Origin of the sequence: Mesorhizobium sp. M0833 (genome assembly GCF_040319905.1) — a bacterium.
Lineage (GTDB): Bacteria > Pseudomonadota > Alphaproteobacteria > Rhizobiales > Rhizobiaceae > Mesorhizobium.
In genome coordinates, this window is sequence record NZ_JAMYOQ010000015.1 from 20,421 (window position 1) to 34,844 (window position 14,424).

Consider the following 14,424-nt stretch of genomic DNA (forward strand, 5'->3'; position numbering starts at 1 on the left):
GGATCCCAACCCTGGGGAACCCAGCAGTGTCACATTGGCCTTAAGAAAGGTTTAGAGCGGCGTTTCGAGCCCTGCCGGCATCCATTGGTGACGCCGCGGAAGCAGGGAAACTACAGTTCAGGTAAACAAGGGGTGTCAGAGCGCGGAATCATTCGGCGGCTTGAAGTTGCGGCCGCAGCGGCGCCCTCGAGAGGCGGTCGAGCAGGCGCTGGCGTTCGCCGGCGGCTTTTTCGGCACTGGCCTGCTTGACGTGGCCAAAGCCGCGGATGAGCACCGGTACCGAAACAAGCGCGGCAGCGGCCTCGATCTTGCCCGGCGCCAGCGCGCCGGCGACAAGCTCCAGGTCGGCTTCATAGAGGGCAAGAAGCTGCCGCTCCATACGCCTCTCGGCGCTGTAGCCGAACAGGTCGAAAGCGGTGCCGCGCAGCCCCCTCATCGCCGCCAGCAGGCGGAACCCGTTCATCATCCACGGGCCAAAGCTCGATTTCTTCGGCTTCCCGTCACTGCCGCGCCTGCCCATGATCGGCGGTGCGAGATGGAATTCAAGCTTGCCATAGCTCTGGAACTGCTTTGCGAGCTCTGCGGCAAAGGAGCCGTCCGTATAAAGCCGCGCCACCTCGTATTCGTCCTTGATCGCCATCAGCTTGAACAGGTTCTTCGCGGCAGCTTCGGTCACCACGGTCGAGCCGGGCACAGCATCGGTTTCGGCCTTGCGCAGCGCCGCCAGTCTGTCGGCATAGCGCCTGCCATAGGCGGCGTTCTGATAGGCGGTCAGGAAGGCGACGCGGCGGGCAATGATGTCGTCCAGCGTCTCGGCAATGGCGGCAGGCTGCGTGGCCTTGCCCGGCTGGGCGAGAGGGCCGCGCACGAAATCCGGCTGGTGGGCAGCGCGGCGGCCCCAGCGAAATGCCGCGACATTCATCGCCACCGCCTCGCCGTTGAGTTCGATCGCCTTCTCGACCGCCTCCGCCGACAGCGGCAGGCCGCCATGCTGGAAGGCGAAGCCGAGCATGAACATGTTCGCGCCAAGCGAGCTGCCGAACAGCGCGGTGGCGGTGCGGGTGGCGTCGAAGAAATGCGTCTTGTCGTCGCCTGCGGCCGTTCTTATCGCTTTCTTCAGCCGCTCGACGGGCAGCGAGAAATCGGCCGAACGGGCGAACTCGCCCGGCATGATCTCGGCGGTGTTGGCGAGGAAGATGGTATGGCCTTCGCGCACCGCGGCCAGCACCTTCTTGGCACCCGAAACGACGAGATCGCAGCCAAGCACGAGGTCGGCTTTGCCGGCCGATACCCGAATGGCGTGGATGTCGTCCGGCGTGCGGGCGATGCGGACATGGGTGAACACGGAGCCGCCCTTCTGGGCGAGGCCGGCCATGTCGATCATGCCGCAGCCCTTGCCTTCCAGATGTGCGGCCATGCCTAGCACCGCGCCTATGGTGACGACGCCAGTGCCGCCGACACCGTCGATGATCGCCGCCCAGCCTTGTTCACCGAGCGCAAATTGCGCCGGCGCCGGCACACCCGCGAGCGGGTCGGCCGCGCCGGCTATGCCTTCGGCTTTCCTGATTTTGGCGCCGTGGACGGTGACGAAGGACGGGCAGAAACCGTTGACGCAAGAGAAGTCCTTGTTGCAGCTCGACTGGTCGATCTTGCGCTTGCGGCCGAATTCCGTCTCGACCGGCTGGATCGAGACGCAATTCGACTGCACGCCGCAATCGCCGCAGCCTTCGCAGACCAGCTCGTTGATGAAGATACGCTTGTCGGGATCGGGGAAGGTGCCGCGCTTGCGCCGACGACGCTTCTCGGCAGCGCAAGTCTGGTCGTAGAGCAGCACCGAGACGCCTTTGACCGAGCGCAACTCGCGCTGGATGAGATCGAGGTCGTCGCGGTGATGGATAGTGGCGCCGGCGGGAAATTCCACCTTGCCGGTATATTTGTCCGGCTCGTCGGTGACGATGGCGATGCGCTGGACGCCCTCGGCGCGCACCTGCCTGGCGATCATGTCCACCGTCAGGCCGCCTTCGTGCGGCTGCCCGCCGGTCATCGCGACGGCGTCATTGTAGAGGATCTTGTAGGTGATGTTGGCGTCGGTCGACAGCGCGAAGCGGATCGCCAGCACGCCCGAGTGGTTGTAGGTGCCATCGCCCAGATTCTGGAAGATGTGCTCGCGCTTCGAGAACGGCGCCTGGCCGACCCACTGCGCGCCCTCGCCGCCCATGGCAGTGAAGCCTACCGTATTGCGGTCCATCCATAACGCCATGAAATGACAGCCGATTCCGGCGGCGGCGAGCGAGCCGTCCGGCACCTTGGTCGAGGAATTGTGTGGGCAGCCGGAGCAGAAGAACGGCGTGCGCGAGGCGATGTCTGACGTGTCGGCCAGCATCGCCTGGAACTGGCGCAACTTCGCCACCCGCGCGGCGATTTCCTCCGACGGGCCGATCGTTCGCAAAATCCTCTCGCCGAGCGCGATGGCAATATCGTTGGGGTCGAGCGCGCCCTTGGCCGGGAACAGCCAGTCGCCGCGCTCGTCCTTCTTGCCGATGATGACCGGCTGCGTCGCGGTGCCGTAAAGGTTCTCGCGCAGTTGCACCTCGATCAGCGAGCGTTTCTCCTCGACGACGACGATGGTATCGAGGCCGCGAGCAAAGTCGGCGATGTGCTGCAGGTCGAGCGGCCACGGGCAGCCGACCTTGAATAGCCTGATGCCGATACGATTGGCGGCCGCTTCGTCGATGCCGATATCCTCCAGCGCCTGGCGAACGTCGAGATAACTCTTGCCGATGGTGACGATGCCAAGCCTGGCGCTGCTGCCGCCCGAATAGACGATCCGGTTCAGCCCATTGGCGTGGATGAAGGCCGAAGCTGCGGCGCGCTTGTATTCATGCAACCGCTCCTCCTGGCCGAGCATGTCGATCTCGTTACGGATGTTGAGGCCGCCGGGCGGCATGTCGAAATCCGCGACGACGATATCTAGCCGGTCGAGCGCGGCATCGACCGAGGCCGTCGATTCGATGTTGTCCTTGACGCATTTGATCGCCGCCCAGGTGCCGGCAAAACGCGACATGGCAAAGCCGTAGAGGCCGTAGTCGATGATCTCCTGGACGCCGGCCGGATTGAGGATCGGCACCATGGTGTCGACGAACAGGAACTCGGTGGCATGCGCGTTGGTCGAGGATTCGGCCATGTGGTCGTCACCCATCAGGGCTAACACGCCGCCATGTTTCGACGACCCGGCGAGATTGGCGTGGCGGAACACGTCGCCGGAGCGGTCGACGCCCGGACCCTTGCCGTACCAGACCGAAAAAACGCCGTCATGGGTACCCTCGCCCAGCAATTCCGCCTGCTGCGAGCCCCAGCACGCGGTGGCGGCGAGCTCCTCGTTGAGACCGGGCTGGAAGACGATGTCCGACTGCGCGAGCTGGTTCCTGGCCTTCCACAGCTGCATGTCGAGGCCGCCGAGCGGCGAGCCACGATAGCCGGAGACGAAACCGGCGGTGTTCAGGCCAGCCCGGCGGTCGCGCTCGCGCTGCATCAGAAGCATGCGGATGACTGCCTGGGCACCCGACAGGAAGATGCGCTCCTTTGCCAGGTCGAACTTGTCGTCGAGCGCGACGTTGTGCAGCGTCATCAGGCGTTTCCTGTGCGGAGACCGTGCCAGGAGGTGCACGGCCAACGTCGGAGTCGAGTGCCTACAGTCTTTCTTCCCTTGCCGGGGAGGTCAAACGAAATCGAAGGTGCCAGGCGGTCCGCAACAAACGATCGGTGCGCGGCCGTGTGGCGCCACGAAACGCCTGTCGGGGAGGATGGCCGAGCACGAAAACTCCGGCGGAGGTCGGTGCCGCTGGTGACGCATCATGCAGCCTTTGGGCAACTGGGCTTCGGTTCACCGGGCAGCTTGCCGTCGACATGGCCGGCCAAGTCCTTGTTGAGCTCGTAGACTGGCCCGACCACCAGGGGCCGGTCGGGCAGGACCGACTGGTCGAGCGAGGACGTCAGAGTGGTCTCGAAACTCTGCAGCAACTTGCCGCTGGAATCCTCGATTCGGATCGACACCGCATAGGGCTTGTCCTTGACAACGCAGGTGAGCGGCGGGCTGGTGAGCGTCACATGCGGCAGCTTCGGCCATATTTTCTGGGTGACGATGATCGGATCACCACCGGCCGGGTTCTGGAAGGAGACCACGGCGACCTGCCCCTCACCCACCGGCCGCAGCGGATTGAGGGTGATGACGTAGGTGGCGATACCCAGCCGGTAGTTGAACTCGAACAGCTTCCCGGAAATGGCGAACAGCTGGTCCTTGCCGGAATCACGGCAGGCGCCGAGCGCGGCCGCCGCGAACAACGCCGCGACGACAATCATCGCGCGCAAATATTTCTTAGGCATTGGTGACCTCCCTGGCCGCGGTCCGGCGGCGATAGTATCGGTTTGCCTTCTGGCGGTTGCCGCACACCGCCATGTCGCACCAGAGGCGGCTGGAATTGCGGCTTTTGTCGACAAACAGCCAGCTGCAGTTCGGACATATCCTCAGCCTGGCGATGGTGTCGTTGCGCAGCAGCGACAGCGCCGAGACCGCAAGCGCCACCTCGAAGGCGATCGGCGTTGCCGGATCGCCGAACGGTTTTCCGGGCGCGCCTATTTCGGTGTGGCCATGGGCGAGGCCATCGGCGCAGGCTTCCAGGAATTCAGGCATGTCGGCAGTGTCGATCGCACCTTTCGATACCGCGCCGCGAAACAGCCGATCGGTCGTCTCGCGAATCGACAGCACCACCGGTGCGATCTTTTCAGGCGCCGGCGCTATGAGCCGCCTGCCGCCGAGCTCGGTGGCGCGAAAGCCACTCGCGGCTTCGGCAAAGCGGGCGATCTCGGCCGGATCGTCGAAACGGTCGAAAGTTTCCTCCGGATCGTTCCGCAAAACGACGGTGTTCGCCGTGTCGAGCGCCAGCATGCCACCGGTGAAGCGGTGCGGAGTCCAGGATACTGTCATATCGCGAATCTAACCGATAAATCGCGTTTGACAAGTTAGATTCCGGGTGCAACGCTCGTCAGTGAGGCGATCGCCGTATCGAGAATGTCGTCGTCTCAAGCCCCGCCCCGATTGTGGGGCATGCATCGAGGGTCTTGCATGCTCTATTTCTTCCAGCAGGTTCTGAACGGGCTGCATTCGGGCGCGCTCTACGCATTGCTTGCCTTCGGCTACGTGCTGACCAACGGCATCCTGCACCGCACCAATCTTGCCTATGGCGCGCTGTTCGCCTTTTGCGGGCATACGATGATCCTCACCGCGGCGTTCGGCTATCAGGCGCTGTGGCTGACGCTGTTTGCATCGGTCGCGCTCGGCGTAGTGGCGGCATTCCTTTATGCGGCGCTGCTCAGCCATGTCCTGTCGCGAAGCATCTTCGAACCGCTGGCCGCCCGCTCGCCCAACGCCATCGTGGTGACGACGCTCGGCATATTGCTGGTCTTGTCGGAAGCCAGCCGCATCGCCGCCGATACCCATGACCTATGGTTGCCGCCAATGCTGGCCCAGACCATCGTCTTCGCGCAGAATGCCAGCTTCAAGGCGACGTTGACACTGATTCAGTTGCTCGATTGCGCCGCCGTGCTGGCGGCTATTTCGCTGGCTGCGTGGGGGTTCACACATTCCAGCTTCGGCCGAAGCTGGCGTGCCGTATCCGACGATCCAAAGGCCGCTGCGATGTGCGGCGTCGATGTCCGCGCGGTGTTTCGGCGTGCAGTGCTTTTCGGCGGCCTTTGCGCGGCAATGGCTGGCGTGCTCGCCGCCTTCTACTACGGCAACATCAGCTTCGGCACAGGGTTGGTCTACGGGTTGAAAATCCTGTTCGTGACCGCAGTGGGCGGCTATCTCTCGCCTTTGCGGGCGGCACTGGGCGCCGCCGCTTTCGGCATGGCCGAATCGCTATGGTCCGGCTATTTCCCGCTCGAATGGCGGGACGGCTGGATGTACCTGTTCCTCGTCGCTATGCTTGTGCTGATCGGCTCCGGCCGCGACCAACAGAAGATCGCCTGAGCCGCATCCGACTTTGGTTGGACATGCAAAGGACGCGGCAGCATTTTGCCGGCGGCCACCTCACAACTGTGTTTATGCGGGCTGTCCGATGTTGACCCGCCGAACCACGCACTGCATACCGTTGGTCCACAGCGACGCGACGGACAGGGAACCGGCGCGCTCCGACACAAGGGAGGAATGCATGGCAGGGCTTCTCGCTCTTTCCAGAGCCATTGACCGTTTGAACGAATTCATCGGCAAATGGGTTTCGTGGCTGATCCTGCTGGCGATCCTGGTAAGCGCCGCCAACGCCGTGATCCGCAAGGTGTTCGACATGTCCTCGAACGCCTGGCTGGAATTGCAATGGTATCTGTTCGGCGCCGCCTTCATGCTGGCCGCCGCCTACACTCTGAAACAGAACGACCATATCCGCATCGATATCGTCTACGGCATGTTCTCGCGCCGCGTGCAGCACTGGATCGACCTTTTCGGTCACGTCTTCTTCCTGATGCCGTTCGTGACGTTGATGGTCGTCTATTTCGTTCCCTATGTGTCGCTGTCGTATCGCAGCGGCGAGATGTCGAACAATTCTGGCGGGCTGATCATCTGGCCGGCGAAGGCGATTCTGCTGGTCGGCTTTTTTCTGCTCGCGCTGCAGGGCATTTCCGAGATCATCAAGAAGATCGCCATCATGCGCGGTCAGATGGACGATCCCACTCCGTTCATATCGGTGCATGAGCAGGCCGAGCTAGAAGCCAAGGCGCTCGTCGAAGAGGTGCGCTCGTGATCGAGTTCATCGCCCAGAACATGGCGCCGATCATGTTCGCCTCGCTGGTCGTCTTCCTGCTGATCGGCTACCCCGTCGCCTTCTCGCTCGCTGCCAACGGCCTGATGTTCTTCTTCATCGGCGTGCTGCTGTCGCCCTATTCGGGCGGCTCCATCAATCTCGCCTGGCCGTTGCTGCACGCGTTGCCGGATAATTTCTATGGCAGCCGGGTGATGTCGAACGATACGCTGCTGGCGATCCCGTTCTTCACCTTCATGGGCATCGTGCTCGAACGATCCGGCATGGCCGAAGACCTGCTCGACACCATCGGCCAGCTGTTCGGACCGGTTCGTGGTGGCCTTGCCTATGCCGTGATTTTCGTCGGCGCGCTGCTTGCCGCGACGACCGGCGTGGTGGCGGCCTCCGTCATTGCCATGGGTCTGATTTCGCTGCCGATCATGCTGCGCTACGGCTACGACCGGCGGCTGGCATCCGGCGTCATTGCCGCGTCCGGGACGCTCGCCCAGATCATCCCGCCGTCGCTGGTGCTGATCGTGCTGGCCGACCAGCTCGGCCGCTCGGTCGGCGATATGTACAAGGGGGCGCTGATCCCCGGGCTCATTTTGACCGGCATCTACATGCTCTACATCCTGCTCATGTCGATCTTCCGGCCGAAGTCGATGCCGGCCCTGCCGCTGGAGGCCCGCACGCTCGGCCACGGCGTGCTGTCGCTGCTGGCGGCGGTGCTGGCGGCGGTGGTGGTTTCCTATGCGGCGTATCGCTACCTTGCGCCGAACCATGGCGGCAACGCCGATATCCTCGGCGCCACTATTGGCGTCATCTTCATCTATGTCGTGGCGATCGTCGACCAGCGCCTGAAGATCAACCTGATGTCGAGGCTGGCGCAGCAGGTGATCATTGTCCTGATCCCGCCGCTGGCGCTGATCTTCCTGGTGCTGGGCACCATCTTCCTCGGCATCGCCACGCCGACGGAAGGCGGCGCCATGGGCGCCGTCGGCGCGCTGGCAATGGCCGCGATGAAGGGGCGGCTGTCGCTCGACGTGGTCAAGCAGGCGCTGGCCTCGACGACCAGGCTGTCGTCCTTCGTTCTGTTCATCCTGATCGGCGCGCGGGTGTTCTCGCTGACCTTTTACGGGGTCAATGGCCACATCTGGGTCGAGCACCTGTTGACCTCGCTGCCGGGCGGTGAAGTCGGTTTCCTGATTGGCGTCAACATCCTCGTCTTCGTGCTCGCCTTCTTCCTCGACTTTTTCGAGCTTGCCTTCATCATCGTTCCGCTTTTGGCACCGGCGGCCGACAAGCTCGGCATCGACCTGATCTGGTTCGGCGTGCTTTTAGGCGTCAACATGCAGACCTCCTTCATGCATCCGCCCTTCGGCTTCGCGCTGTTTTATCTGCGCTCGGTCGCCGCGCGCGTGCCCTATCTCGACCGGCTCACCGGCAAGCAGATCGCGCCGGTCACCACCGGGCAGATCTATTGGGGCGCAGTGCCCTTCGTCTGTATCCAGGTGATCATGATCGGCCTGACCATCGCCTTCCCGCAGATGGTGATGCACTACAAAGGCACCGTCGTCGATCCGGGCACCATCAACTACCAGGTGCCGGAAACGCCTGGCATCGGCTTGTCGCCGCTTGGCACGCCGCCGGCCAACGGCGGCACTGCCCCGGCCTCACCTTCCACACCGGATTTGTCGCAGCCGCCGAGCTTCGACGAAAAGCCGCCCGCGAAGCCGGCGGCGCCGGCAATCGATCTGTCGCAACCCCCGAGTTTCAACTGAGGCGAGTTTCAACTGAGGAAGGCCCTGCAGCCATGAAGGCGGTTCGGTTGGAGCGAGTGGGCGGCCTCGCCGTGTGCGAGGTCGAGAAACCGACTGCCGGGCCAGACGAGCTGCTGGTGCGGATCGAGGCGTGCGGCGTCTGCGGCACCGACAGGCATCTTTTCCACGGTGAATTCCCGTGCACGCCGCCGGTGACGCTCGGGCATGAATTCTCCGGCATCGTCGAGGCGATCGGACCTGAGGTATCCGGCTTTTCGGTCGGCGACCGCGTCACCGGCGATCCCAATATTGCCTGCGGGCGCTGTGCGCATTGTCAGGCGGGCCGAGTCAATCTCTGCAGCAATCTGCGTGCCATCGGCATCCATCGCGACGGCGGCTTTGCCGAATATGTTGCCTTGCCGCAGAAACAGGCCTTCGCCTTGCCAGGCGATCTGAAGCCTACGCATGGTGCTTTCTGCGAGCCGCTCGGTTGCTGCCTGCATGGCGTGGACCTTGCCGCGATCAAACCAGGCTCGTCGGTCGCGGTGCTCGGCGGCGGCGTGATCGGCCTGCTCACCGTTCAGCTGGCAAAGCTCGCCGGTGCGACGACCATCATCCTGTCGACGCGTCAGGCCTCGCGACGGGCTCTTGCCGAGCAACTTGGCGCAACGGCGACGCTCGATCCCAGCGCCTTCGATGTCACCGATGCGATCGTCGGCCAGTCGGGTTTGATGCCGGGCGGCGTCGACGTGGTGTTCGAATGCGCCGGCGTGAAAGACACTGTTGAGCAGGCGATGCGGCTGGCCAAAGCGGGCGGCACAATTGTCGTCGTCGGCGTTATGCCGCAAGGCATGAAAGCGGCGTTCGAACCGTTCGACCTGCTGTTCCGCGAGTTGAAGGTCCTGGGCTCCTTCCTCAATCCCTTTACCCATCGCCGGGCCGCCGATCTTATCGCCTCGGGGGCAATGGAGGTAGACCGGCTGATATCGCGGCAGGTCACGCTTGAAGAGTCAGCTGCAGTGATCGCCAATCCGCCTGCGCCAGGCGAGGTCAAGGTTCTGGTGGTGCCCGGCTGATCGCAAACGGAATGCGCTGCGGCGCCAGCGTCCCGAAGGAACGCCGGCGCCGCAGAGCAGCAAGGTTCAGAGCTTGCTGTTGCGCTGCTGGACCATCATGAAGGTGTCGTAGTTGTACTCGGCCACCTGCGCCCAGAGATAATGCTCCTTGCGGAACGCCTTGATCGAGTCCCAGATCTTCTTGAACGGCGCGTTCGAGGCTTCCATCTCGGCATAGACCTCGTTGGCCTTTTCGAAGCAGGCGGCCATGATCTCCTGGCTGAACGGACTCAACTTGGCGCCGCCGGCAACCAGCCGCTTCACCGCCGCCGGGTTGAGGTAGTCGTATTTCTGCAGCATGTTGGCATCGGCCGCTTGGGCGGCAGTGTGCACCAGCGACTTGTAAGCCGGCGAAAGTTCGTCGTATTTCGCCTTGTTGAACATCAGATGGACGGTCGGTCCACCTTCCCACCAGCCGGGATAGTAGTAATAGGGCGCAACCTTGTAGAAGCCGAGCTTCTCGTCATCATAAGGGCCAACCCATTCGGCGGCATCGATCGTGCCCTTTTCCAGCGCCGGATAAATGTCGCCACCGGCGATCTGCTGCGGAACCACGCCGAGCCTTTGCACCACTTTGCCGGCAAAACCGCCGATGCGCATCTTGAGGCCGGAAAGGTCGGCAACCGTTTTGATCTCCTTGCGAAACCAGCCGCCCATCTGCACGCCGGTATTGCCGCCCGGCAGCCCGAACAGACCCTGCGTCGCCAGGAACTCGTTGAACAGATCGATGCCCCCGCCATGATAGTGCCAGGCGTTGATGCCGCGCGCGTTGAGCGAAAACGGAACCGCCGCTCCCAGCGCCCAGGTCGGGTCCTTGCCCCAGTAATAGTATGCCACAGTATGGCAGGCCTCGACCGTGCCGGCTGTGGTGGCATCGGCGGCCTGCAGGCCGGGAACGAGTTCGCCGGAGGCGAAGACCTGGACCTGGAAGTTGCCGTCGGTCGCCTCCGAAAGCATCTTGGAAAACACTTCGGCACCGCCGTAAATCGTATCGAGCGACTTCGGGAAGGACGACGCCAGCCGCCAGGTTACTTTCGGATTGGACTGGGCGATGGCCGGCGCAGCAAGTGTCGCGGCAGCGGCCGCAGCGCCGAAACCGGTGGTGCCGGCCTTGCGGATGAACGAACGACGATCCATGAAGTTCCTCCCGTTTGGATCAACTGACCGACGTTCGGGACGCTTCGGCGCCCGCATCGGCTTCGAGCCGACAATACACAGGCAAGGAGTCGAGTCCAGCGCGGCAGCCCGGTTTGAGTGGCGCATTTCGGAGAAATTCACGGCGTTGGGCCAGATCTTGCAACTATAGTCTAACGTCGATTAACTGGTCTACGCGACACGCCGAAACTTGCCATGGAAATGCGCCTTCGGATCGCCTATTTTGCAGGCAGATAATTCGTTGCACCCGATGGGATCCGGACCAAATGCACCAGCCGCTCGTCGCCATATCGACCGACGTCCGCCAGTTCGACAATTACACCTGGCATGCCGCGCCGCAGCAATATCTTGAAGCGGCGCTTTCAGGGGCAGGCGTGTTCCCGCTGCTGGTACCGTCCTTCGGCGACCGGCTCGACTTCGATGAACTGCTTTCCGCCGTCGACGGCGTCATGGTCACCGGTTCGAAGTCCAACGTTCATCCCTCGCTCTACGGCGGTGACGCCAGTGAAGCCAATGGTCCCTACGACCCCGCCCGCGACGCCACCACGCTGCCGCTGATCCGCAGGGCGGTGGAGCGCGGAGTACCGCTGCTCGCGATCTGCCGCGGCATCCAGGAGATGAATGTGGCGCTGGGTGGCACGCTGGCCACTGAAATCCAGGAACGCGCCGGTTCGCTCGATCATCGTGCGCCTGCAAGCGACAATCAGGACGAACGCTTCGCCATCCGCCAGAGCGTGTCGATAAAACCCGGCAGCTGCCTGGCCGGGGTCTTCGGCGCCGGCGACATCATGGTCAATTCGGTGCATCGCCAGGCTGTCGACCGGCTTGGCTCAAAGCTGCAGGTCGAAGCGGTCGCCGCCGACGGCACTGTCGAGGCGGTCTCGGTGCGCGATGCACGGGCTTTCGCCGTCGGCGTCCAGTGGCATCCCGAATACTGGGTCAAATCGGACAGCATCTCGGTAAAGATATTTCGCGCTTTCGGCGACGCGGTGCGGCTGCATCAGGCGGCGAAATCGGGTGCGCGCGCTGCGGCAGAATAGCGCTCGTCAGTTGCCGGCCGACGCCAGGGTCAGTAGCGGTAGCGCCGGCGCGTAGGATTCGTAACCGTCGCCATCGGCGACCGAGAACATGACGATCGGATCGCTGCCGTTGGCGCTGAATGTGACCGTGGCGTCATCCTGCTCTCGCCAGAACTTCGCCTGCTCGACACCGGGCAACACCCGGCGGCAATTCGCGGCGACCGTCAACAGCGACAGGCCTTGCGAAATCTCGGCGCCACGGGTGACCGCACAAGACGCCTCGTCACCATGGGCTACCAGCCTGTAGGTGCTGGACGAAGGTGCTGGTTCACTGGCTGCGCGGCTTTGACCGCTACCGGCGTAAAACAGCTGGACGCTGCCTAACAGCGCAGCAATCGCCATCAATGCGGGAAGCGTTTTCATCCTGTTTCTCCGCGCATTTCAAGCGCGCCGTGTTCGATGTCATCAGGAGGAGGCGCGCTTCATCTTGCTGCCATGTGCTGTCAAGGGGACATACACTAGCCAAGGAGGCAGAATGATTCCGAAGGGTTAAGCTGAAGTTAACATAGGGCGGTCACGGCCTCGCCTTGACGTTTGCCGTCTCCGGCACCGGCGTCAGCGCCTTGCGCTGCGAAAACCACGAGACCAGATTGTCGACGCACAGGTCCGCCATGGCGCGGCGGGTGTGCTGCGAGGCCGAGCCGACATGAGGCAAAAGCGAGGTGTTGGGCGCGGCAAGCAACGCCGCAGGCACGTTCGGCTCGTCGGCAAAAACGTCTAGCCCGGCAGCGGCGATGCTGCCGCTGGCAAGTGCGGCGGCAAGAGCTGGTTCGTCGACCGTGCTGCCCCGGCCGATATTGACGTAGACGCCGTTCGGCCCCAGAGCCGAGAGGATTTCGGCATTGACGGCCTTGTCCGTCGAGGCCCCGCCGGGCGCCACCGAGATCAGCGTGTCGACCGCCTCGGCGAGACCTTTCAGCGTCGGGTGATAGTCATAGGGCAGGCCTTCGACGCGGCGCCGGTTGTGATAGGCGATGGGCAGTCCGAAAGCATCGAGCCGGCGGGCAATGGCGAGGCCGATGCGGCCCATGCCGAAGATGCCGACATGGCGACCGCGCAAAGTCAGACGGCTCAGCGGATAGTTGCCGTTGCGCAACCAACTTCCGTCGCGCAGCCAGGCCTCGGCGCGCGGCAGTTCGCGGATGGTATTGATCAACAGGCCGAGCGCCGTGTCGGCGACCTCTTCGGTCAGCACATCCGGTGTGTTGGTGACCATGATGCCGCGCCGTGCGGCGTGGTGGACATCTACCGAATCATAGCCGACGCCGAAATTGGCGATAATCTCGAGCTTTGGCAGCGCGTCCATCAACGCGGCGCTTATGCCGCCAAAGGCGGCTATGCCGCGCACCGTAAGGCGCATCTCGTCGGTGACCAGCGACGGATCGGCGCGTTCGATCAGGACGCGGCTGAACGCCCCGTCGATGCGGCCGACCGCATGGTCGTTGAACTGGCCCGGCACCAGAATGGTGACAGCTTGCTGGTCGGTTTTTGTCATGCACGTTCCACCGGTTTGCCGGTCGACTGGCGCACATGCAGTTCCGGCTTGATCAGTTCCTGCGACGGCCGCACCGTCTGTCCGTTGAGTTTGTCGAGCAGCGCGCTGGCAGCGCGGCGGCCAACCTCACGCTGGCCGTTCCAGACCGTGGTTAGCGCCGGCGTCGCGATCGCCGCCTCCTCGAGGTCGTCATAACCAGTGACCGAAATGTCGATGCCCGGCACCAGACCAGCGCGGGCAATGCCGTTCATCAGGCCGATGGCGACGAGGTCATTCCAGCAGCAGGCCGCGGTCGGCCTGTCCTTTAGCGCCAGGAACTGCCCGGCAGCCTCGAAGCCGGCCTGCTTGGTGCGCGGGCCGGCGATGCGCCAGGACGGCCTGACCTCAAGCCCCGCCGCCTCCATGGCGTTGACATATCCCTGATAGCGGTCGCGGCCGGTCGACGTCTGATCGGTACCGCCGATCATTGCGATGCGCTTGTGGCCAAGCGAGATCAGATGGTTGGTGGCAAGCCCGGTGCCATAGGCATCGTCGCCGCGAAACACCGGCACGTCGGCACCTTCGACGGTGCGTGCAATCAGCACTGCCGGGAGACCGTTCTCCTCGGCCATGAATATGTCTTCGGGAGGCGTGCCGATGGCCGGCGACATGATGACCCCGTCAGCGCCGAGCTGCAGAAGCGTGTCGATGAAAGTGCGTTGTTTCTCGAGCTGGTCGTAGTGGTTCGACAGGATGAAGGTTTGCCGGCTGCGGTCAAGCTCGCTCTCTATCGAACGCAATATCTCGGCAAAGAACGGGTTCATGATGTCGTGGACGACGACGCCGACTATGCCCGAGCGCGAGGTGCGCAGGCTGGCGGCGCGGCGGTTGTAGATATAGCCGATGGCGCGGGCATGTTCCTTGATGCGGTCGCGGGTGCCGCCGGCGACCAGCGGGCTGTCGCGCAAGGCCAGCGAGACCGTGGCCGTGGACACGCCGAGCGCATCCGCGATGGTCGAAAGCTTGATCTTCTGTGCCAGCGCCCTGCGC

The 14,424-nt window shown here is 63.5% G+C and carries 12 protein-coding genes; 5 read left to right on the plus strand and 7 right to left on the minus strand.

Annotated elements, in window-relative coordinates:
- Positions 1-148 precede the first annotated feature (148 nt).
- The 3 genes from NKH98_RS18115 to NKH98_RS18125 form a co-directional block, all read right to left on the minus strand.
- A complete protein-coding gene (locus tag NKH98_RS18115; protein WP_352900313.1) occupies positions 149-3,628 on the minus strand; it encodes an indolepyruvate ferredoxin oxidoreductase family protein in 3,480 nt (1,159 codons plus the stop codon).
- A gap of 224 nt (positions 3,629-3,852) precedes the next feature.
- Complete coding sequence (locus NKH98_RS18120) at positions 3,853-4,383, minus strand: hypothetical protein (RefSeq protein WP_352900316.1); 531 nt, start codon at positions 4,381-4,383, stop codon at positions 3,853-3,855.
- Positions 4,376-4,984, minus strand: coding sequence for a CGNR zinc finger domain-containing protein (locus tag NKH98_RS18125; protein WP_352900319.1), 609 nt, complete (start codon positions 4,982-4,984; stop codon positions 4,376-4,378). Before NKH98_RS18125 ends, NKH98_RS18120 begins: the two co-directional genes overlap by 8 nt.
- 138 nt (positions 4,985-5,122) lie before the next feature.
- Here NKH98_RS18125 and NKH98_RS18130 point away from each other — a divergent pair, with 138 nt between their 5' ends.
- The 4 genes from NKH98_RS18130 (at position 5,123) to NKH98_RS18145 (ending at position 9,627) form a co-directional block, all read left to right on the plus strand.
- Positions 5,123-6,028, plus strand: a complete 906-nt coding sequence (locus NKH98_RS18130; protein WP_254816038.1) for a branched-chain amino acid ABC transporter permease — start codon at positions 5,123-5,125, stop codon at positions 6,026-6,028.
- Between the two features lie 181 nt (positions 6,029-6,209).
- Complete coding sequence (locus tag NKH98_RS18135) at positions 6,210-6,794, plus strand: TRAP transporter small permease subunit (RefSeq protein ID WP_292658329.1); 585 nt, start codon at positions 6,210-6,212, stop codon at positions 6,792-6,794.
- On the plus strand, positions 6,794-8,572 hold the full coding sequence (locus NKH98_RS18140; RefSeq protein ID WP_352480106.1) for a TRAP transporter large permease: 1,779 nt from the start codon (positions 6,794-6,796) through the stop codon (positions 8,570-8,572). The genes NKH98_RS18135 and NKH98_RS18140 overlap by 1 nt, the downstream gene beginning before the upstream one ends.
- Before the next feature lie 32 nt (positions 8,573-8,604).
- Positions 8,605-9,627 (plus strand): zinc-dependent alcohol dehydrogenase family protein, encoded by a 1,023-nt coding sequence (locus tag NKH98_RS18145; protein WP_352900322.1) that lies wholly within the window; start codon positions 8,605-8,607, stop codon positions 9,625-9,627.
- Positions 9,628-9,693: 66 nt separating this feature from the next.
- On the opposite strand, the gene NKH98_RS18150 is transcribed toward NKH98_RS18145, so the two are convergent.
- The gene (locus tag NKH98_RS18150) at positions 9,694-10,803 is read right to left on the minus strand and encodes a TRAP transporter substrate-binding protein (protein ID WP_352469878.1); all 1,110 of its coding nucleotides are present in this window, start codon (positions 10,801-10,803) and stop codon (positions 9,694-9,696) included.
- A gap of 284 nt (positions 10,804-11,087) precedes the next feature.
- Here NKH98_RS18150 and NKH98_RS18155 point away from each other — a divergent pair, with 284 nt between their 5' ends.
- Positions 11,088-11,861, plus strand: a complete 774-nt coding sequence (locus NKH98_RS18155; RefSeq protein ID WP_352807403.1) for a gamma-glutamyl-gamma-aminobutyrate hydrolase family protein — start codon at positions 11,088-11,090, stop codon at positions 11,859-11,861.
- Between the two features lie 6 nt (positions 11,862-11,867).
- On the opposite strand, the gene NKH98_RS18160 is transcribed toward NKH98_RS18155, so the two are convergent.
- From NKH98_RS18160 to NKH98_RS18170, 3 genes are all read right to left on the minus strand, one after another.
- A complete protein-coding gene (locus NKH98_RS18160) occupies positions 11,868-12,263 on the minus strand; it encodes a hypothetical protein (RefSeq protein ID WP_352900324.1) in 396 nt (131 codons plus the stop codon).
- Between the two features lie 151 nt (positions 12,264-12,414).
- Positions 12,415-13,395: a 2-hydroxyacid dehydrogenase gene (locus NKH98_RS18165; protein ID WP_352900327.1), complete on the minus strand. Its 981-nt coding sequence runs from the start codon at positions 13,393-13,395 to the stop codon at positions 12,415-12,417.
- Positions 13,392-14,414, minus strand: coding sequence for a LacI family DNA-binding transcriptional regulator (locus tag NKH98_RS18170; protein WP_254816382.1), 1,023 nt, complete (start codon positions 14,412-14,414; stop codon positions 13,392-13,394). Before NKH98_RS18170 ends, NKH98_RS18165 begins: the two co-directional genes overlap by 4 nt.
- Positions 14,415-14,424: the final 10 nt, after the last annotated feature.

Coding starts and splice junctions, on each gene's coding strand:
- NKH98_RS18115 (WP_352900313.1), bottom strand. CDS start 3,628: ATGACGCTGCACAACGTCGCGCTCGACGACAAGTTCGACCTGGCAAAG.
- NKH98_RS18120 (WP_352900316.1), bottom strand. CDS start 4,383: ATGCCTAAGAAATATTTGCGCGCGATGATTGTCGTCGCGGCGTTGTTC.
- NKH98_RS18125 (WP_352900319.1), bottom strand. CDS start 4,984: ATGACAGTATCCTGGACTCCGCACCGCTTCACCGGTGGCATGCTGGCG.
- NKH98_RS18130 (WP_254816038.1), top strand. CDS start 5,123: ATGCTCTATTTCTTCCAGCAGGTTCTGAACGGGCTGCATTCGGGCGCG.
- NKH98_RS18135 (WP_292658329.1), top strand. CDS start 6,210: ATGGCAGGGCTTCTCGCTCTTTCCAGAGCCATTGACCGTTTGAACGAA.
- NKH98_RS18145 (WP_352900322.1), top strand. CDS start 8,605: ATGAAGGCGGTTCGGTTGGAGCGAGTGGGCGGCCTCGCCGTGTGCGAG.
- NKH98_RS18150 (WP_352469878.1), bottom strand. CDS start 10,803: ATGGATCGTCGTTCGTTCATCCGCAAGGCCGGCACCACCGGTTTCGGC.
- NKH98_RS18155 (WP_352807403.1), top strand. CDS start 11,088: ATGCACCAGCCGCTCGTCGCCATATCGACCGACGTCCGCCAGTTCGAC.
- NKH98_RS18160 (WP_352900324.1), bottom strand. CDS start 12,263: ATGAAAACGCTTCCCGCATTGATGGCGATTGCTGCGCTGTTAGGCAGC.
- NKH98_RS18165 (WP_352900327.1), bottom strand. CDS start 13,395: ATGACAAAAACCGACCAGCAAGCTGTCACCATTCTGGTGCCGGGCCAG.